Below are 19,525 nucleotides of genomic sequence, written 5' to 3' on the forward strand. Positions count from 1 at the left end.
TTAATCATTATCTGAATATACCTCATCATATTGTTGATTTCATCTTCACTAAATCAATCAGATAAGGTACTTTATGTCACTGTTTAAAGCATTATGGAAATTAGGATTTAAGGGGTTTAAATGTATTCAATTGTTCGTTCAAACAAACTAGATAATGTCTGCTATGACATTCGTGGACCTGTATTAAAGCAAGCGATGAAATTAGAAGATGAAGGTCAGCGTATTCTTAAATTGAACATTGGTAATCCCGCCCAATTTGGTTTTGAAGCCCCAGAAGAAGTGTTGATGGATGTGATCAAAAACTTACCTAATAGCCAAGGCTATTGTGACAGTAAGGGGCTGTTTTCTGCGCGTAAAGCCGTAATGCAACATTACCAAGCTAAAGGTCTTTTATCGTTAGATACCGATGATATTTATATTGGTAATGGCGTCAGTGAATTGATCGTCATGGCGATGCAAAGTCTACTGAATAACGGTGATGAGATTTTAGTCCCAGCGCCTGATTATCCCTTATGGACAGCCGCTGCTAACCTGTCTGGTGGTAAAGCAGTACATTATATTTGTGATGAAGAATCAAACTGGTTCCCTGATATCGACGATATCAAATCAAAAATCACTTCTCGCACTAAAGGGATTGTTTTAATTAACCCAAATAACCCAACCGGTGCAGTTTATAGTAAAGATTTACTAGAACAAATTGTAGAGTTAGCCCGTCAACATAACTTAATTGTTTTCTCTGATGAAATTTATTCAAAAATTGTTTATGACGATGCTGTCCATATTCCATTAGCCACCTTAGCCGATGATATTTTGATTGTAACCTTTGATGGTTTATCAAAAGCTTATCGAGTATGTGGTTTCCGTGTTGGTTGGATGATGATCAGTGGTGCTAAAAAACAAGCTCGTGATTATATATCAGGCATAGAAATTCTAGCGAGTATGCGTTTATGCGCCAACGTGCCGATGCAACATGCCATTCAAACATCATTAGGTGGTTATCAAAGTATTAATGAGTTAACTGTCCCTGGCGGCCGTTTATATGATCAAACGCAAACCGCGTGGAAATTATTAAATGACATTCCGGGTATCAGTTGTACTAAACCAAATGGTGCGTTGTATCTTTTCCCTAAATTAGATCAAAAACGTTTTAATATTAAAGATGACCAACGTTTTGCGATGGATTTATTAGTTGAAGAAAAAATATTAATTGTTCAAGGTACTGGCTTTAATTGGCACAAACCAGATCACTTCCGTATTGTTTGTTTACCACGTGTCGATGAGATGGCAATAGCGATTAACAAAATTGCTCACTTCCTAGATGGGTATAGTCAGTAAGTAATACTAGAAATCCGTATCGAAAAAGTAAACCAGGAAGCTATATTAAAAAGGTATATCAGAAACATGTCGAACTTATCACTTGAATTCAAGAATCAATAACTATTGAGTTCGACAGTTTCAATTCTATTAAGCCCTTTTCTATTAACGAAAAGCTATTAATAATAAATCAATTAACTAAATGGCAGTAAGTAAGATGGCAATGAACGACTTTCAGCATTAAAGAGTATGCGGTCACTGTATTAACATTCATCACTATTAAGTCATCACTCAGCCTCATTTATTCTTTTTTGCTCTTTATTACTTTTGACGCTTATTTGTTTTGTAAGTCAATAAATAGTAATGATAAAATCAACTCTCTTTCTACTATTTTATTTATTTCACATGAGATAAAAATGTTTAAAAAAATAGCACTTTCGATTATTTCATTATGTTTTTTCTTACTCTTATTTCTTGATATTCAAACTATTATTTCAGAACGATTAATCGATGCATTATGGCCTATTGGACACGTCACTGTATTTGCTTTTTGGGGATCGTTATTCCTGCTTTATCAACCGACTATAAAGGCGGCATCGCTCAAAAAACAATTTTTATTGATGACTGTTTTTTGTTTTATTTTTGGAATATCGATTGAATTAATACAACCTTTCTTTGGGCGCTCTAGAGAGCTAGCAGATGTTTTTTTAAATTATGTCGGCTTATTACTCAGCATCATTTTGTTCAGTCGTCACTTTATTCATTGGTGCTATAAGCTAATTTATTATTGCTTGTTTAGTTATTTACTTTCCCCTTCTGTACTGTGTATTTATGATGAAATTAAAGCAAAGGTTGAATACCCCGTATTAGCCTCTTTTGAACACGACGTTGCACTGACACGTTGGAAAGCAGATCAGCCTTTATCCTTAGTCATACCAGAGCAATTAGATAAGCAGCTAAATAGACAACTAAGTCAATCGTCGCCAAGCATTAATAAAATGATGAAAGTGACTTTTGTTCCTCGTGAATATAGTGGCGTCGCTTTACGTTATTTCGAAGGAGATTGGCAAGGTTACAAAACACTAGTAATACGCTTTTATAATCCTAATACCGCTACCCCAGCAGAGATTAAGACAGACGAGAACGTAGAAAGAACGCAACTTGACACATTACCCGTGACTTTGTTGGTTACAGATGAACATTACAATAAATCAAAACCAAACTATAAAGATCGCTACGAGAAAAAATTACATATTGAACCAGGCTTCAGTGAGATTAGCATTCCATTAAATACAATCAAAGATGGAGTTCAGTTAAGAGAGATGGATTTAAGTAAAATGGCAGGAGTTGATTTTTATATGTATGAATTAAATGGACCAATTAACCTTTATATCGATCAATTATATTTACAGTGATATTAATACCAATCACACTCATTAACTGAACGATTTTACTTGCTAAATAACCTATTGATTCGTTGTAAGTTTCGTAAAGAGAGCGGTCATTAAAGAATTAACATTTTTTAATTAATAATCTGAGAGATGATTAACGAAGTTAATCTTAGAAAGATCTCAACTTACGCCTTAAAATCAGTCATTTTTTCTGTGCAAATTAGAGTTCTTATGTAATGTGATTGGTATAATTTATTGTTCTAGCAACACAAATAAAAAGAGAGACTCATTAGTCTCTCTTTTTATTGATAACCGTTCAGCATATGTTATCAATCAATATATATTTTATTGAAGACTTTACAAAGGCCCGTATACTTTATCCGTTAAACGAACATGAACAGTGATTTCTTCACGATCATGATATAGATGCTTCGCTTGTAATTCATAATTGAATCCCGCTTCTTCAATCATATCCGTCAGTAATTTCAAATCATCAGTCGCTTCTTGATAACGTTGTTTCATTGGTAATTTAAGATTGAAAATAGCTTCTTTACACCAACCATCAATTAACCACTGCGCCATTAATTTAGCGACTCGCTTAGGCTTTTCAATCATATCACAAACTAACCAATGAATATTTTTACGCTCAGGTTCAAACTTAAAGCCATCTTCCATAAAGTGAGTGACTTGCCCTGTTTCCATCAAACTATCGGCCATTGCACCATTATCAACACAACTTACAAACATACCACGTCGTACTAACTGGTAAGTCCAACCACCAGGACATGCGCCAAGATCAACAGCCCGTAAACCTGAATGCGCTCGCGCTTCTTGTTCTTCTTTGGTTAAGAACGTTTGGAAGGCTTCGTCTAACTTAAGTGTTGAACGGCTAGGTGCTTCATTAGGAAAACGTAAACGAGTGATACCCATATGCAATTCGCTGCGATTTTTAGGTAAAGAGTATCCAACATAGGCGGTTTCATAATCCATGAAACAAACATGTATACGTCGCTTTTTTAGGTTTTCTTTATTCGTTAAGTTATTGTGTTTTTTAAGCGCTTGTCTAAAAGGAACCGTGAATTTACGACAAAAAGTAAGTAAAGGTTTAGTTTCATCGCCTTCAGGACATTCAACATAGACATCACCTGCCATTGGTAAGTTACGTGTAATGTCTAAAATAGGGGTAATTCTGTCATCTGCAGGTAAGTCTTCAAGCAGTGCGACCGCAACAATCATTTGACGAGCAAAAATAAGTTGAGCAAAATTAATCTGCTCTGATAATGCCTCCACTTGTGTTGAATCATAGCAATGGTATAAAACAAAACCACTATTTTTAAGGGTTTTAATATAACCAAAAACTTCTAACTCACTCGCTTTAGCTTGGATTTCATTTGCACAGTCATTTTCAAAACCAGGACGACAATATAACAGAATACCTAACATACAGACTTAAACCTTTATTTTCTTTGTGTAAATAGCATGGCAATAGCAACAAATAACCAAGCGAGTATGAGTAACAAACCACCTAATGGAGTCACTAATACTAATAATTTTGAGCCTAAAAATACTAAGTAATATAGGCTACCGCTAAAACATACAGTACCCAATGTGAAGCAATATAAGCTAATGATCAGTAACCGACTTGTAAACATTGAACTTAATAGTGATATCACTATTAATGCGATGGCATGAAACAGCTGGTATTGTGCAGCAACTTGTACCTGAGAGACTTGCGCTGTGCTTGCCCAAGTCGACAAACCGTGACTTGCATAAGCGCCAAACATAACCGCCGTTGCACCTAGTAAGGCAGCGATGGCGATAAAACAACGTGATTGTTTAGTTATCAGCAATGTTAATAACCTTATTTATTGCAGAACTTAGTAACCGTTTTTTAATAACAGTGACTTAGTCATTGCTATTAAAAAATTAATAGCAATTATGTAGAGTCGTCATTACCTAGTGACAATTGTTTGGCAACACTTGTCACTAGTCTTTATTCAGTATTAACTATTCAGTATTAACTATTCAGTGACAATAGGCTCTAAGCTTTTTGCTAAGTCATCCATTTGTTTCATTTGTGTTAAGAATGGTACTAACTTATCGAGTGGTAATGCACATGGACCATCACATTTAGCATTAGTAGGATCAGGGTGAGACTCCAAGAATAACCCTGCAATACCTTGTGACATACCCGCTAAACCTAGTTGTACTACTTGGCTACGACGGCCATCAGCACTATCTAAACGCGCACCTGGTTTTTGAAGTGAATGTGTCACATCAAAAATAACTGGGTAACCAGTTTCTTTCATCGTACTGAAACCTAACATATCAACAACAAGGTTGTTGTAACCGAAACAGCTGCCTCGTTCACATAGGATAATTTTATCATTACCCGCTTCTTTAAACTTAGTGATGATATGTTGCATTTCATGTGGTGCTAAAAATTGTGCTTTCTTAACATTAATAACCGCGTTGGTTTCAGCCATTGCTTGTACTAAGTCAGTTTGGCGACTTAAAAAAGCAGGTAACTGGATAACATCAACGACTTCAGCAACTGGTTTTGCTTGGTACGGTTCATGTACGTCGGTAATAATTGGTACATTAAAAGTAGATTTAATATCTTCAAAAATACGTAAACCTTCTTCTAGACCAGGTCCACGGTAGCTGTTAATTGAAGAACGATTTGCTTTATCAAAAGATGCTTTAAATACATATGGGATGTTCAGTTTAGAAGTAGCTTCAACATACGTTTCAACCATTTTCATCGCGAGATCACGAGACTCTAAAACATTCATCCCACCAAATAAAACAAATGGACGATCGTTTGCAACATCAATATTGCCTACTTTGATAATTTTCTGGCTCATCTTTACTCTCTTATTCATTAGCAACCGTAGCTGCCAAAAAGTTACTTAGTTTGTTTAATGAATAGTTTGAGCATTATGCTCATCATTCATTTGTTTAATTTGTCGTTTTAATAAATTAACGATTGGGTCTTCAGGGCATTGCTCAATAAAATAAGTAAAATCATTACATGCCAGCTGAAAACAATCTAATTGCTGAAACAAAAAACCTCGGTCTCTTACTTCAAAAGCATCTTCAGGGTCTAAACGTAATAAAATATCACTACACAGTAATGCTAATTCAATATTTTCAGCTTGAATATAAGCTGCTTTTAATACGCTAACGTAACGTTTAATAATAGTTTCCGTACTATCTGCTTGCAACATCTCAGGTGTTAAACGAGCATGGTTACCTAACTGACCACGTACTTTTAATTCTAATTGTTGAATATCAACAATATCACCATTAAAGGGGTCAATATAAACAGTCCCGTTTTCAAGTTCGACTTTAACAATAAATCCACTTGGAAAACAGATACCAAAAGCACTGAAACCTGTCTCTTTTAACATCTCTATTAATAGAATACCTAAGCTAATGGGCACACCTTTGCGACGTGATAATACTTTTGATACTAATGCATTTTTAACTTTGAAAAATGCTTTCCAATCACCTTTAAAACCTTGATCATGGTAAACACTATTTAATAAAGTTTGCAGTTTATCTAAGTTTTGTTCCGTTTTATTTCTTACTTGTGACTTAACAATAATCAATTGTAAACGCATTGAATCTTGAAATTGTAAGATTGATTGTCCAGTAATTTCAGCTTCAGCCATACTGGCTAATTGTAAAAGAGAAAAAGCACTATAATCTATCGCTTCATGAATAATGCTCGTGTTAACAACGGGTTGTTCAACAACACCCAGTTCGTCTAATTCCACTGTCTACCCCACTAATAAAATGGCTTGTTTAGTGAATGCTAATTTAGCGATATACGCAAGCCAACCGAAAGCACCAATAAACGCTAACCATTGAATGTGTGTTTTGGTATTTGTATTTAATGCTACTTGTACCATTGAGAAATATGCAACAAAAGCGATCATTTTTTCTAATAACCAGTATCCACCTTCAGCAAAAGGATTAAAGTGTAATAGCCCCATTAATGCTAAACCAAGTAAGATAATTGCAACATTGGTATGTATATGTATTTTTTTAAATACGGCTTTTTGTGCGTTAGCATGGCCTGATTTAAGCCAATAAAATCTGACTATAAACATGACGATAGCTAATAAAATGAATGTCATGTGGGTGTGTTTTAAAATTGAATACATGTTCGTCCTATTTATAAATAATAAATGCTTACTGATAAGGCATTACTAACCTTTATGTTTAGCTAGTTTGTCTTTAACTAATTATTTTTTAACCAGTAATATCAGTCCATTAATGTGATTACTTGTTACAAGTTACGCTAAATGACCTAAAGTAACTCGGTCATTTTTAGCATAATCTTGTTCTGTTTTTATATTAATAAAACCATTTTCTCGTAAAATTGCTTGCACTAAAGCACCTTGTTCAAAACCATGTTCAAAGAGCAAACACCCTCCTTCTTTTAAGTGATGTTTAGCCTGTTCGCAAATATGTCGAATATCCGACAAACCTTGTTCATTAGCCACTAGCGCAGATAAAGGTTCAAAACGCACATCACCTTGTTTAAGGTGCACATCGTTAGCATCAATGTAAGGGGGGTTGCTAACAATAATATCAAACTGATCTTGTATATTTTCAAACCAGTTACTTTGATAAATGCTGACATTATTAAACTGCAAGCTGTCACGGTTTTCAATCGCTAACTGAACAGCTTCTTCACTAAAGTCGACACCAGTACATACGGCATTAGGCAATTCACTTGCAAGAGCAAGAATGATTGCTCCTGTACCTGTTCCTAGATCTAAAATATGCGCGTTAACAGTACTTTTAGTCAGCGCTATTTCAACTAATATTTCCGTATCAGGTCTTGGAATTAAGGTGCTGTTATTGACTTTCAGCGGTAAAGACCAAAATTCACGCTCTCCTGTTAAATGGGCAACAGGTTGACCATTAACGCGTTTTTCAATCAAGTCTTCAAACTGTAACTTTTGTTGTGCACTTAAATCGCGCTCAGGCCAAGTCATTAGATAAATCGTTTCTTTACCTAAAACAAAGGCCAATAACACCTGCGCATCCAATAAAGCAGAGTCGCTATTCACTAGCGTGTACTCTGCCCAGATTAACGCATCATCAATACGCAATTACAGGCCACCCTGTGCAAGTGCAGCTAATTTATCAGCTTGATCTTCCTGTAGAATTGGATCAAGTAGCGCTTCTAACTCACCTTCTAATACTTCGTTTAAACGGTAGATAGTTAGGTTGATACGATGATCACTTACACGGCCTTGCGGGTAGTTATAAGTTCTAATACGTTCACTTCGGTCGCCACTTGCCACTAAGCTGCGACGAATATCTTGCTCTTCAGCATTATTCTTTTCATCTTCTGCTTGTTGTAAGCGTGCTTGCAATACTGACATCGCTTGCGCACGGTTTTTATGTTGTGAACGTTGATCCTGACATTCAACGACAGTACCTGTTGGTACATGCGTAATACGAATAGCAGAATCGGTTTTATTAACGTGCTGACCACCAGCACCCGATGCACGGAAAGTATCTACTTTTAAATCAGCAGGATTAATTTTAATCGCTTCAGATTCTGGAATTTCAGGCATCACGACTACAGTACAAGCTGACGTATGGATACGACCTTGAGATTCTGTTTCAGGAACACGTTGCACACGATGGCCGCCTGACTCAAACTTCATAAGACCGTAAGCACCATCGCCTTCAATTTGCATAATAACTTCTTTATAACCGCCCTGCTCACTCGCATTGCTCGTCATAATACTCATGCGCCATTTTTTACTATCACAAAATTTGCTGTACATACGGAATAAGTTACCCGCAAAGATAGCCGCTTCATCACCACCAGCACCGGCACGGATTTCAACAAAACAGTTACGGTCATCATTAGGATCTTTTGGCAGTAATAAAATTTGTAAGTCATCAGCTAACTTTTCAACAGCATTTTTAGCTTCAACCACTTCATCTTGCGCCATTTCACGCATATCTTCGTCATCGTCTTCGAGCATAAGTTCTGCAGCAGCTAAATCTTCCTGTGCGGTTTGGAATGCTTTAAACGATAATACAACTTCTTCAAGTTGCGAGTATTCTTTGGTTAATTCACGGTATTTTTCTTGGTTGCTAATCGTGTCGGGATCGCCTAATAACGCTTGAACTTCCTCATAGCGTTCAACTAATATCTCTAACTTTGCAACAATTGATGCTTTCATTTTTATCTCTTCTTATGAATAGGTAAATAGCCTAGCTATTCTTTTTGTGCTTATAATTCATCTGTTTGGCTTAAGCCTAATGTCAACCTAAGTAGCGTTAAATCTTGCTCGTTACCTGTTTGGCTAACGGTAGTTAAGGCTTGGCTTGGATGATGTATAAGCTTATTGGTCAACTTAAATGCTAATTCTTTTAATACTTTTTCAGTGTCATTGCCATTCGCTAATGAAGCAATAGCACGTTGTAATAATTCATCTCTTAATTGCTCACTATTTTGACGATACAATCTTATGCTTTCCACTGCTTTTAATGATTCTTGCCAAGCAATAAAATCATTAACACCCATTTCAATGATTTTCTCAGCCTCTATCGCAGCTTCAACTCGTGCTTGCTTATTCTCTTCAATGATACCTTGTAAATCATCGACGCTATAAAGGTAAGCATCGTTCAACTCCGAAACTTGTGGTTCTATATCTCGAGGGACCGCAATATCAATAAATAACATAGGCTGATGACGGCGATCTTTTAATGCACATTCGACCATGCCTTTACCAATGATTGGTAACTGACTCGCGGTAGACGAAATAATAATATCTGCTTTAGACAATTGATCTGGAATTTGTCCTAATGTAATTGCTTTTGCATCAAACTTGTCAACCAACTCAACTGCTCGAGCTAACGTTCTGTTAGCAATCGTGATATTAGGCACTTCATGTTCGAGTAAATATTTACCTACTAACTCGATGGTTTCACCAGCACCAATTAATAATACTCGGCTTTGTTTTAGATCACTGAATATTTGTCTTGCTAAACTCACTGCGGCAAAGGCAACTGAAATTGCATTTGCACCTATTTGAGTATCTGTTCGTACTTTCTTTGCAACTTTAAAGGCATATTGAAACCACTTGTTTAAACTTTTATTAACAGCTTTAGCATGACTTGCAACTGCAAAAGCTTGCTTAATTTGGCCTAATATTTGTGGCTCACCTAATACTAATGAGTCTAACCCACAGGAAACACGAAATAGATGGGAAATAGCTTGCTGATCTTGATAACAATAAAAGTTATCGTCAAAACTGCCTGGTTCTATATTGTGGAAGTCAGTCAGCCATCGCAGAAGTGAACTACTATCGTTACCCTCAAAGTTGCAATAAATTTCACAGCGATTACATGTTGAGATGATTACCGCTTCTTTCACAAAGGGTTGTGCTAATAAATCGGTATAAGCAGTATTCAAAGAGTCAGGTGCAAAAGCAACTTGTTCTCTCAATTTTACTGGAGCAGTTTGATGATTAATTCCTAACGCAAATAATGGCATTTATATAATTCACAAAGACAAGAAAACGGATTAAAACAAAAGAGCTGAATTCTACGTAAATTTACGCTAAATTTAAAGCTAACTCTGTTTCTACGTAGTATTTAGTCTTAATTTTAACCAATTAAGTAATAACTCAGCCCAATAAATCAGATTAACAAAATTTCTTCGCTAATATTTTTACTTGTTAGCCTTGCTTGGGTATTATCAGACACAGAATTTTTATCACCTAATTATTGATGAGCCCATGACTATTAAAAAAATACTTGCCTGCCTTGTTGTTACCTTCTCCCTTTCTGGTTGCTCTTTTTTATACGATACATTTGTATATCAAATTGATGTTGTACAAGGAAATTATATCGATAGTGAGAAATTAGCTGAAATAGAAATCGGTATGACTCAACAACAAATTATTTATGTATTAGGATCTCCAATGTTGATTGACCAGTTTGATTCGTCAAAATGGTATTATATTCGCTATATCAAACCAGGTGGAGAAGAAGTGCAACAGTCAGAAATACTATTAACATTTGACGATAGTAAATTGATTGAAATAAGCAGTGATAATACAGCTGAAGAAAATCCTTTAGTGAAAAACCCTAAAGTTAAAAAAGAGCCAAATGAAGCAGCGCAAACTAACGATACAAAAGTACCATTGACTTCAGAATAAATAACAACATAAATTATTTTAAAAGGAATGCCATTATCGCATTCCTTTTTTATTGCATTTTTTTAGTTATGTAAAATTCCTCATCTATTTACCCTTCTCTCCACCTATCTATTTAGTGCGCTAAATCACCTTTAATAACATAAGTTTATGGAGAATTGATCTAGCCCAAATTCCCTTCTAGTAATTTTTGCTTTTTATAAAGCAAAGCCTATGATGAAAATTCCTTAAACAATAGAAGTGAATTAAAAGATGATTAAAAATTACTCTGATACTTTTTTAGAAGAAATGAAATTACTTGCCAAATTCCCTGAAACGTCCCAACTAGAAGGATTAAAAATTCATAAAGAAGCAGCGCATTCAGTCATTCAAGCTGCTCAATCTCTATTTGATAAAGGTCTTATTTCCCAACATGACGGAGGATATTTAACTGATAGTGGGTTAGAGACCGCCGAGCATTTACGCCATGTCATCACCACTTTAAATTAAACTCGATTACCTTATGGCAGTTGTTTTAATAGTAGTAGACGTTAAAATAAACAGAATAAATCAATGGTGAGCTCGATTATCTTTAAAGAGCTCACTACGGCCTCTATTTTAATTTAGGTACTTCAGCATTCCTCAACATGTTTGAATTTCTAACTTAATCAGCTTAATATTTCTATTACTCAGTTGAGTAAATAAGCGCAACAAGGTACATTCAGCGTTTCGATTCTGTAAAGGCTAATTTCTATGAAAGTTATTTCATTCAACATTAACGGGCTTCGTGCACGTCTTCATCAATTACAAGCAATCATCGACAAGCACCAACCAGATGTGATCGGTCTGCAAGAGATCAAAGTTCATAATGATGCTTTCCCAATTGAAGCAGTAGAAGCAATGGGTTATCACGTTTATTATCATGGTCAAAAAGCGCATTATGGCGTGGCTATGTTATGTAAACAAAAACCGACTTCAGTACAGTATGGTTTCCCCACTGATAATGAAGATCATCAAAAACGCATGATCATGGTAACGGTAGATGATGAAGATGGCCAACCAGTTCACATTTTGAATGGTTACTTTCCTCAGGGTGAAAATCAAACACATGAAACTAAATACCCTTATAAACGTCAATTCTATCAAGACCTGAATACTTATCTTAATGAAAACCACACGGCAGAAGAGCAAGTGATCGTGATGGGCGATATTAATATTTCTCCACTAGATTTAGATATCGGTATTGGTGAAGTTAATGCAAAGCGCTGGTTACAAACTAAAAAATGCAGTTTCTTACCGGAAGAACGTGAATGGTTGGCAACATTAATGAACTTTGGCTTCACCGATACATTTCGTTTATTGCACCCAGAAGAAAATGAAAAATTCAGTTGGTTTGATTATCGCTCTCGTGGTTTTGATGATAACCGAGGATTACGTATTGATGTCGTCTTAGCAACAGCATCATTAGCAGAGAAAACAGTAGAAGCGGACATTGATTACGAATTAAGAGGCATTGAAAAACCTTCAGATCATGCGCCAATCTGGACTGAATTCGCTTAATAACCTTTGAAAGTGTATAAGAGAAGTAATGGTATTATTGAGCGTAAAAGTTTAGTAAATGACGTTCAGTGTCACTAACTAATAAATTTAATCATTACACTATCTACCCCAAAAAATTAAAAGGCTTGCTTACAGTAGTAAACAAGCCTTTTTATCACTACACTTTTTTATTAATCCACTTTTTTATTAATCCACTTTCTTATCACTACACATTTTTAAAACAGTATTGATGGCCAATTAAAGTTATAACCGTCAGTAGATGAAAAATAATGTTTACTCGCTATTTTAAATTTTCGGCCAGCTCAATAAACTACAATCAGTTAATGTTGATAATTTAGCTTGGCAAGCCTCAGACAAAAATTCAGATCCTGTATCCGGTAATGCCATAAAATTAAAAACTTGATCAGCATAGGTAAATTGAATTTGATACGCGTGTAAATAACCACGATCATAACGATAAGATTCTTCAGCAGCATAAATAGGGTCACCAATAATGGCACTTCCTACGCTTTTAAGTGCAACACGAATTTGATGTGTTTTTCCGGTTTTAGGTTTAACAACAAACAGTCGCTTACCCTCGCCTAATGAATAGCTAAAAAATTGAGTAATGGCTAAATTATCTTGGCCACGCGTTAATTTCCACATCGAACGACGCGATTTTTCCATTCCACCTTTAATTAAGCCTTGGCTCTTTTTCGGCTTTTTATCTGCAATGGCTAAATAATATTTTTGAATTTGTTGTGTTTTAAACAATTCAGATAAACCACTTGCTACCTGTGATGACTTAGCCAGTAATAAAAGGCCTGATGTCATTTTATCTAAACGATGCACACTGAATAACTTTTGTTTTAAAAACTTTTCAGCGGCAACAACAACACCAAACTCTCCATCTTCACTATGGAAGTTAATTCCAGCGTGTTTATTAATAACAACAAAGTCATCATTCTCTGCAACTAATGAAAAGTATGCGTTTTTTGCTTCAATTTTTTCAAGCATGGTTATTCCAATTATTACTATAAAAGACTGATTCTAGATAGACGGTATTAAATAATGGCTTGGCATTACTTGATTCGTTATAGATCAGCTGGCGCATTTTGCGCTGCACTATGGCCTGCATTATAAGCTAAATTACTTAGTAATTGCGGTAGTATTCTTAATATTTCAACTGGCTCAGGTAATTGAGCTAACAGTTCGATATGTTGTTGATCAATATTGTCAGCCGGCGCTAATTTACTTAACAATAAAATAGTCGTCTGTAAGATGTTCTGGGTATTAAAATCTTGTTCAACCAATACCCATTGATCATTGAAAAGCTCAATGGCAACTAAAAAACCAGTGGCAAACTGAATCGCATGATCGGTTACTGTTTCTTGTTCAGTTAACCATTGGCCACTATTTAAATTATCTAATGGAATAGCTTGTTGATACAAATTTTGAATCTCAGAGACTAACGTTAATACTTTTTTAGCATATTCAGCAGCTTGCAGTTCGTTATCGAAGCTAATATCCACTCCATCTAACCATAAATAAGACAACCACTGCTCAAGGTCAACTAATTCTGGTAGTGCTTGAACACTACAAATAAAACCAAGTTGATAATAAGGAGTGTGTAAATTAACTGATTGCTTATGATTTTCATTAAAAGTAATAAAATCCATAAAAACATTATTTAGATGATCGGGCATTGTAAATCTCATTATTATCTATTGATAGGTGAACTTTGGACGCTATATGTTATATCGTAATGCGTTAGCTGTGATCAGTCATGTTTTTTAACGATCAAAAACCTGTAACTCAATACGATTTACATGACTGAAACTAGAACATCACATACAAAAAAGCCTACCCGAAGGTAGGCTAAATCTAGCTATCTAGTCATACTTTAGTATAAAACGTCAGATAAATTGTATAAATCTTGACGGAATGGACGCTTCATTTCTGTTAAGCATTCAACGATATCATGGTCGACCATTTCACCGCTTTTAATACCAACACAACGTGCGCTTTTTCCTGCCATTAAAATATCAACAGCATAAGAACCCATACGACTTGCTAAAATACGGTCAAATGCCATTGGAGAACCACCACGTTGGATATGCCCCAATATTGTTGCACGTGTTTCACGTTTAGTTCTTTCTTGAATACGTTTAGCTAAAGCATTAACGTCAGTAATATGCTCTGTGATTGCAACAATCGCATGCTTTTTACCTTTCTCTTCACCTAATTGAATTTGTTTAATTAGCTTTTCTTCATCAAATTCTTTTTCAGGGACGATAACATATTCACTACCACCAGCAATCGCCGCCCATAGTGTTAAATCACCACAGTAACGTCCCATCATTTCAACAATTGAAATACGGTTATGTGAAGAAGATGTATCACGCAAACGGTCAACTGCATCTACGATTGTATTTAAACAAGTCATAAAACCAATTGTAAAATCAGTGCCTGCAATATCGTTATCAATTGTGCCAGGAAGTCCAATACATGGGTATCCCATTTCACTTAATTTCAAAGCTCCCATGTATGATCCATCACCACCGATAACGATTAATGCTTCAATACCGACTTTTTCTAGTTGTTTAATGGCTTCTTTACGAATGCTTTCTTCTTTAAACTCAGGGAAACGAGCAGACCCTAGAAATGTACCGCCACGATTAATAACATCAGATACTGAGTGACGATCTAATTGTTCAATTTTACCTGCATGTAATCCTGCAAAACCATCGTAAATACCAAACACTTCGATATCGTGTGATAGACAAGTTCGAACTACTGCTCGTACTGCACAATTCATACCTGGCGCATCGCCACCACTTGTTAGAACACCAATTTTTTTAATCACAATTTACCTCAACCAATTACACTAATTGACAAATATTATAAAATTAAATTATGACAGTTTATGCATAATTTCAGATTACAATTATCGTCTATAAAATTAAAACTTTATTATTTTAACTCAAGTTAAATGCAGCTTTCTATAAGAAATATAGAAAGTAAATGACTAGACTGCATATCCACTTCATTAAAATAGCTATTATTTAATCACTGGTTTTTCATGTAAACAACCTATGACGCCTCGTTTAACAAGCATACAATAAGAGCCTGCTGTAGAATAACAATAATATTCATATTATGGTTAAAAAGCTATTTCTTTGCTGTTTTATTAATTTGGATCAGTTATCTTTTTTTATATTGTCACAAATTTGCAATAAATAAGCTTTAAGGTAACTGAAAATTAAAAAGGAGAATAAAATGAAAAGTAAAAAGAAAACATTAAGAAATAAGCATGTTTGGTTTTCAGTATGGAACCCAAAATCGAGCCAACTTAGTCCAAAATGTGATGCGGAATACCGCCCTATTCGCCAATCGACTCGTTAATAATCACCCTCTAACGGTTTATTAAAACCGTATTTTCATAGACTCTCATCAAATTCAAAAAATAAAAAAAGCAGGTAATTAACCTGCTTAAAATACTGTCAAAATCTATGGTTATACCAATCACACTAATTAACTTATCTTTTTGAGCAACAATCACCCCGTCCAATAAGTTTAATAAATGACATTAACCTAATTTGTCTGACGCGACTGCATATGATGGGTCTTCAATCACATTCATTTCAACCAGTACACCAGCCTTGTGCAATAACTTACGGCAGTCTTTGCTTAAATGGCGAATATGTAATTTTTTCCCTTCTTTTACATAACGTTCATTCAATACGCTAATTGCTTCAATTGCAGAATGATCAGCAACACGTGACTCAGCAAAATCAACAACAACATGTCGAGGATCATTCTGAACATCGAATAGCTCTAAAAAGTTACTTACTGAACCGAAGAATAATGGACCATTGATACTATAAGATTTTTCAGTCTTTTCTTTATTTTGATCAACTTTTGCGTGAATGTGTCGAGCATGTTCCCATGCAAATACTAATGCAGAAACAATCACACCGACAAATACAGCAATCGCAAGGTCGGTCACCACAGTCACCGCACTAACCAATACAATAACAAATGCATCTTTAACAGGAACATTACGCATCATCTTGAATGAAGCCCATTCAAATGTGCCTAATACAACGATAAACATAACACCTACTAAAGCCGCAAGCGGAACTATCTCAATTAAACCAGAAGCAAATAAAATAAAGGCAAGTAACGCTAAAGCAGCTGTAATACCCGATAGACGACCACGACCACCTGAATTAATGTTGATCATTGATTGGCCAATCATCGCACAACCACCCATACCGCCAAATACACCATTGATCATATTTGATGCACCTTGAGCAACACATTCTTTATTGGGACGACCACGTGTACCAGTCATTTCATCAACAACGGTCAATGTAAGTAGTGATTCAATTAAACCGACGGCCGCTAAAATAAGTGAATAAGGCAGAATTATCTGTAATGTTTCTAATGTAAACGGAACAGCAGGTAAAGCAAAAGTAGGTAAAGTACCCGCTATTGTTGCATTTTCATCACCGGTCATACTTTGTAGAAAATCTAAGACTGTACGCGTATCTAATGCAGGTACAAAATAAACTAATAAAGTAACCACTAAGATAGCCACTAAAGTAGACGGTACTGCATTAGTTAATTTTGGAAGAAAATGAATAATTGCCATGGTTAATGCAATGAGCCCTAGCATAATGTACATCGCTTCGCCTTGAAGCCAAGTTAGGTTGCCCGCCGCATCTTTAACTTTAAACTGGCCCAACTGCGCTAAGAAGATAATGATAGCTAAACCGTTCACAAAACCTATCATTACAGAGTGCGGAACCATACGGATGAATTTTCCGAGATGAAATGTACCAAATAGAACCTGCAATAAGCCAGCTAATAACACAGCTGCAAAAAGGTATTGAACACCATGCTCACTCACTAATGCAACCATTACGACAGCCATCGCACCCGTTGCGCCAGAGATCATACCTGGACGACCACCGAATATAGCAGTAACTAAACCCACCATAAATGCAGCGTATAAACCAATCATTGGTTCTACACCTGCAACGAAGGCAAAAGCCACCGCTTCAGGAACCAGTGCAAGTGCAACAGTTAAACCTGAAAGCACATCATTTTTAACACTGCTTTTATTAATTTGGGGGAATTCGAACACTACTGTAGTTCCTTTTTAAGACGTAAAATATAGGGCGCGCATTATATCGCCCATTAAGGCTAACAGCAAAAAAAACACGTTTTTAAATCAAATGAGAAATATCAGTTTGTAAGGTTAAAGATAAGTTTAAACCTCAATCTATGCAACAACCTTTATGAGCTCTTTGTTTTCATGGTGAATATCAATATAACGGCTTTGTTTCTTTTCTTTTAAATAATGTAAATCAACAATGACTAAACCATCGATACAATGATTAAAGTCAGGGTCAATATTAAAGTCAATAAACTGTACACCACCTTCATAACAGAGTCCTGTATATTGCTTATATAACGTGGGTACACTTACCCCCATATTATTCATCATTGCTTTCAGTTTCATAAAGTCTTTTGCATAATTGTCACCACTAAAATAAGTAAACAATTCACAGTCTAACGCTTCTGATGATGAATAAGCGTTTTTTGCAATGGCTAAATGTCCTTGGGCAGGAAAATACAATTGATAAAAGTAGACTAAAAACGCATGGGCTTTTTTCGGTAAAGAAGCACTTAACGAAACCGGACCAAATAAATAACGAACATCTTCATTCATCGCTAAATAAGCACCGATACCTTGCCATAAATAATCTAAACTACGTTTTCCCCAATAACGAGGCTGAACAAAACTTCGCCCAAGTTCAATACCTCTTTCAAAATAAGGTTGCATGTCCGCTTGGTAATTAAATAGTTGAGCGCTATATAAGGTATTGACACCTTGTTCAGATATTAAGCGAGAAGTGGTAGTAAACCGATATGCACCGACTAACTCTAATTGCGCCTCGTCCCATAAAATAATGTGCATATAATCAAAATCGAATCTATCTAAATCACGTTTTTCACCTGTGCCTTCCCCTACCGCTCTAAAGGTCACTTCCCTACATCGACCTAATTCTTTTAAAATCACACCATGCTCAGGCTTTTCTAATAAATAAATGCTTTTACCATCAGAGGTAATTCCTAATAACTGACACTGTTCGATGGCATGTTTCAATTCAACTCTAGCGACCGGACGAGCAATTACCGTTTCAGTTTTAAAGTAACTTTGTTGCCCTTTCGCAACGCGATAAACTTCTTTTTGTAATAAATTAACTTTGACCTTAATCGATAGTTGATTTTGGCCATAACTACTAAAAGGAATTAACTTACCAATACTAACTTGAATACTTTGCTCATTATGTTTGAACATCTCTTTCACTAATAACAAACCAGCTAACGGTTTATAAAACAATGAAGAAGCATAAAAGGTCCAAGAATTTCTGGCTTTAATATGGATAGGCAATATAGGCGCTTTGGCTCTCGAGGCTATTTTCAAAAAGCCTTTTTGCCATGTACAGTCCTTAATGCCTTTTGCAGTAAAGCGCGATACTTCACCAGCAGGGAAAATGATAACGGCACCGTCTACTGATAAAAATTTGTGAATATTAAGTAAGTCCTGCCTAGCCGTATTGCCAGACATATTATTCACGGGTAATAGCACATTATGTAGCGGCTTTATTTCCATCAATAACTCATTAGCCACCACTTTTACGTCACTTCTTAGCTTTTTAACTAAATGTAATAAGGCTAAACCATCTAATGTACCAATAGGATGGTTTGATACAATCACAACACGCCCTGTGACAGGAATACGTTCAATTTGCTTGTCTATGGTAGCAAAACTAAAATTAAAGTAATCGAGGGTCTTCTCGATTAAATCAAACCCTTTCAAATTAGGGTAGCGATCGGCAAATTGCACAAACTCTGTTTCATGTAATAGGTTTTTACACAATGAGCTTAATAACTTATGTTGTAATGAGTTTTCGACTAGCTGCGGAAAATACTTTTTAAATATCTGCTGGCTTGAAATCATTTTATGACCATCCTTTTATCCTGTTTAAAATAGAATAAGAACAATCGATGACAGCTAGGTTACAA

At 35.6% G+C, this 19,525-nt stretch carries 19 protein-coding genes; 6 read left to right on the forward strand and 13 right to left on the reverse strand.

Going from position 1 to position 19,525, the window contains the following annotated elements; all coding sequences use genetic code 11:
• Positions 1-120: 120 nt before the first annotated feature.
• On the forward strand, positions 121-1,335 hold the full coding sequence (locus V6255_RS01760) for a pyridoxal phosphate-dependent aminotransferase (protein WP_341626600.1): 1,215 nt from the start codon (positions 121-123) through the stop codon (positions 1,333-1,335).
• Positions 1,336-1,652: 317 nt separating this feature from the next.
• Positions 1,653-2,729: a VanZ family protein gene (locus tag V6255_RS01765; protein ID WP_341626601.1), complete on the forward strand. Its 1,077-nt coding sequence runs from the start codon at positions 1,653-1,655 to the stop codon at positions 2,727-2,729.
• A 333-nt stretch (positions 2,730-3,062) separates the two neighbouring features.
• Here V6255_RS01765 and rlmM read toward each other — a convergent pair whose 3' ends face one another.
• From rlmM to hemA, 8 genes are all read right to left on the reverse strand, one after another.
• Positions 3,063-4,148: a 23S rRNA (cytidine(2498)-2'-O)-methyltransferase RlmM gene (gene rlmM / locus V6255_RS01770; protein WP_341626602.1), complete on the reverse strand. Its 1,086-nt coding sequence runs from the start codon at positions 4,146-4,148 to the stop codon at positions 3,063-3,065.
• A 14-nt stretch (positions 4,149-4,162) separates the two neighbouring features.
• Positions 4,163-4,555: a DUF423 domain-containing protein gene (locus V6255_RS01775; RefSeq protein WP_341626603.1), complete on the reverse strand. Its 393-nt coding sequence runs from the start codon at positions 4,553-4,555 to the stop codon at positions 4,163-4,165.
• A gap of 171 nt (positions 4,556-4,726) precedes the next feature.
• Positions 4,727-5,572: a 3-deoxy-8-phosphooctulonate synthase gene (gene kdsA / locus V6255_RS01780; protein ID WP_025565595.1), complete on the reverse strand. Its 846-nt coding sequence runs from the start codon at positions 5,570-5,572 to the stop codon at positions 4,727-4,729.
• 54 nt (positions 5,573-5,626) lie between these two features.
• Positions 5,627-6,487, reverse strand: a complete 861-nt coding sequence (locus V6255_RS01785) for a SirB1 family protein (protein WP_341626604.1) — start codon at positions 6,485-6,487, stop codon at positions 5,627-5,629.
• Positions 6,488-6,490: 3 nt separating this feature from the next.
• Complete coding sequence (locus tag V6255_RS01790) at positions 6,491-6,877, reverse strand: SirB2 family protein (protein WP_341626605.1); 387 nt, start codon at positions 6,875-6,877, stop codon at positions 6,491-6,493.
• A gap of 132 nt (positions 6,878-7,009) precedes the next feature.
• Positions 7,010-7,834 carry a peptide chain release factor N(5)-glutamine methyltransferase gene (prmC, locus tag V6255_RS01795; RefSeq protein WP_341626606.1) on the reverse strand — a complete coding sequence of 275 codons (825 nt, stop codon included), beginning with the start codon at positions 7,832-7,834 and terminating at the stop codon, positions 7,010-7,012.
• Positions 7,835-8,926 (reverse strand): peptide chain release factor 1, encoded by a 1,092-nt coding sequence (gene prfA / locus V6255_RS01800; protein WP_341626607.1) that lies wholly within the window; start codon positions 8,924-8,926, stop codon positions 7,835-7,837. It abuts the gene before it with no gap.
• 50 nt (positions 8,927-8,976) lie between these two features.
• A complete protein-coding gene (gene hemA, locus V6255_RS01805; RefSeq protein WP_341626608.1) occupies positions 8,977-10,242 on the reverse strand; it encodes a glutamyl-tRNA reductase in 1,266 nt (421 codons plus the stop codon).
• Positions 10,243-10,486: 244 nt separating this feature from the next.
• Here hemA and V6255_RS01810 point away from each other — a divergent pair, with 244 nt between their 5' ends.
• The 3 genes from V6255_RS01810 to xthA all read left to right on the forward strand — a co-directional run bounded on the left by V6255_RS01810 (position 10,487) and on the right by xthA (position 12,445).
• Positions 10,487-10,909, forward strand: a complete 423-nt coding sequence (locus V6255_RS01810; RefSeq protein ID WP_341626609.1) for an outer membrane protein assembly factor BamE — start codon at positions 10,487-10,489, stop codon at positions 10,907-10,909.
• A 249-nt stretch (positions 10,910-11,158) separates the two neighbouring features.
• Positions 11,159-11,395 carry a TIGR02647 family protein gene (locus V6255_RS01815; protein WP_160062009.1) on the forward strand — a complete coding sequence of 79 codons (237 nt, stop codon included), beginning with the start codon at positions 11,159-11,161 and terminating at the stop codon, positions 11,393-11,395.
• Between the two features lie 243 nt (positions 11,396-11,638).
• Complete coding sequence (gene xthA / locus V6255_RS01820) at positions 11,639-12,445, forward strand: exodeoxyribonuclease III (RefSeq protein WP_341626610.1); 807 nt, start codon at positions 11,639-11,641, stop codon at positions 12,443-12,445.
• Between the two features lie 285 nt (positions 12,446-12,730).
• On the opposite strand, the gene V6255_RS01825 is transcribed toward xthA, so the two are convergent.
• The 3 genes from V6255_RS01825 to pfkA form a co-directional block, all read right to left on the reverse strand.
• Positions 12,731-13,441: a TIGR01621 family pseudouridine synthase gene (locus V6255_RS01825; RefSeq protein ID WP_341626611.1), complete on the reverse strand. Its 711-nt coding sequence runs from the start codon at positions 13,439-13,441 to the stop codon at positions 12,731-12,733.
• 77 nt (positions 13,442-13,518) lie between these two features.
• Positions 13,519-14,130, reverse strand: a complete 612-nt coding sequence (locus V6255_RS01830; protein WP_341626612.1) for a UPF0149 family protein — start codon at positions 14,128-14,130, stop codon at positions 13,519-13,521.
• Positions 14,131-14,327: 197 nt separating this feature from the next.
• Positions 14,328-15,290: a 6-phosphofructokinase gene (gene pfkA, locus V6255_RS01835; RefSeq protein WP_341626613.1), complete on the reverse strand. Its 963-nt coding sequence runs from the start codon at positions 15,288-15,290 to the stop codon at positions 14,328-14,330.
• A gap of 413 nt (positions 15,291-15,703) precedes the next feature.
• On the opposite strand from pfkA, the gene V6255_RS01840 reads away from it, so the two are divergent.
• Positions 15,704-15,829: a hypothetical protein gene (locus V6255_RS01840; protein WP_276607156.1), complete on the forward strand. Its 126-nt coding sequence runs from the start codon at positions 15,704-15,706 to the stop codon at positions 15,827-15,829.
• A gap of 184 nt (positions 15,830-16,013) precedes the next feature.
• Here the strand turns inward: V6255_RS01840 and V6255_RS01845 are convergent, their stop codons facing one another.
• Together V6255_RS01845 and V6255_RS01850 are read right to left on the reverse strand one after the other, a co-directional pair.
• A complete protein-coding gene (locus V6255_RS01845) occupies positions 16,014-17,576 on the reverse strand; it encodes a SulP family inorganic anion transporter (RefSeq protein ID WP_341626614.1) in 1,563 nt (520 codons plus the stop codon).
• Between the two features lie 138 nt (positions 17,577-17,714).
• Positions 17,715-19,460: a lysophospholipid acyltransferase family protein gene (locus tag V6255_RS01850; protein WP_341626615.1), complete on the reverse strand. Its 1,746-nt coding sequence runs from the start codon at positions 19,458-19,460 to the stop codon at positions 17,715-17,717.
• Positions 19,461-19,525: the final 65 nt, after the last annotated feature.

Origin of the sequence: Psychromonas arctica, assembly GCF_038155225.1 — a bacterium.
Lineage (GTDB): Bacteria > Pseudomonadota > Gammaproteobacteria > Enterobacterales > Psychromonadaceae > Psychromonas > Psychromonas arctica_B.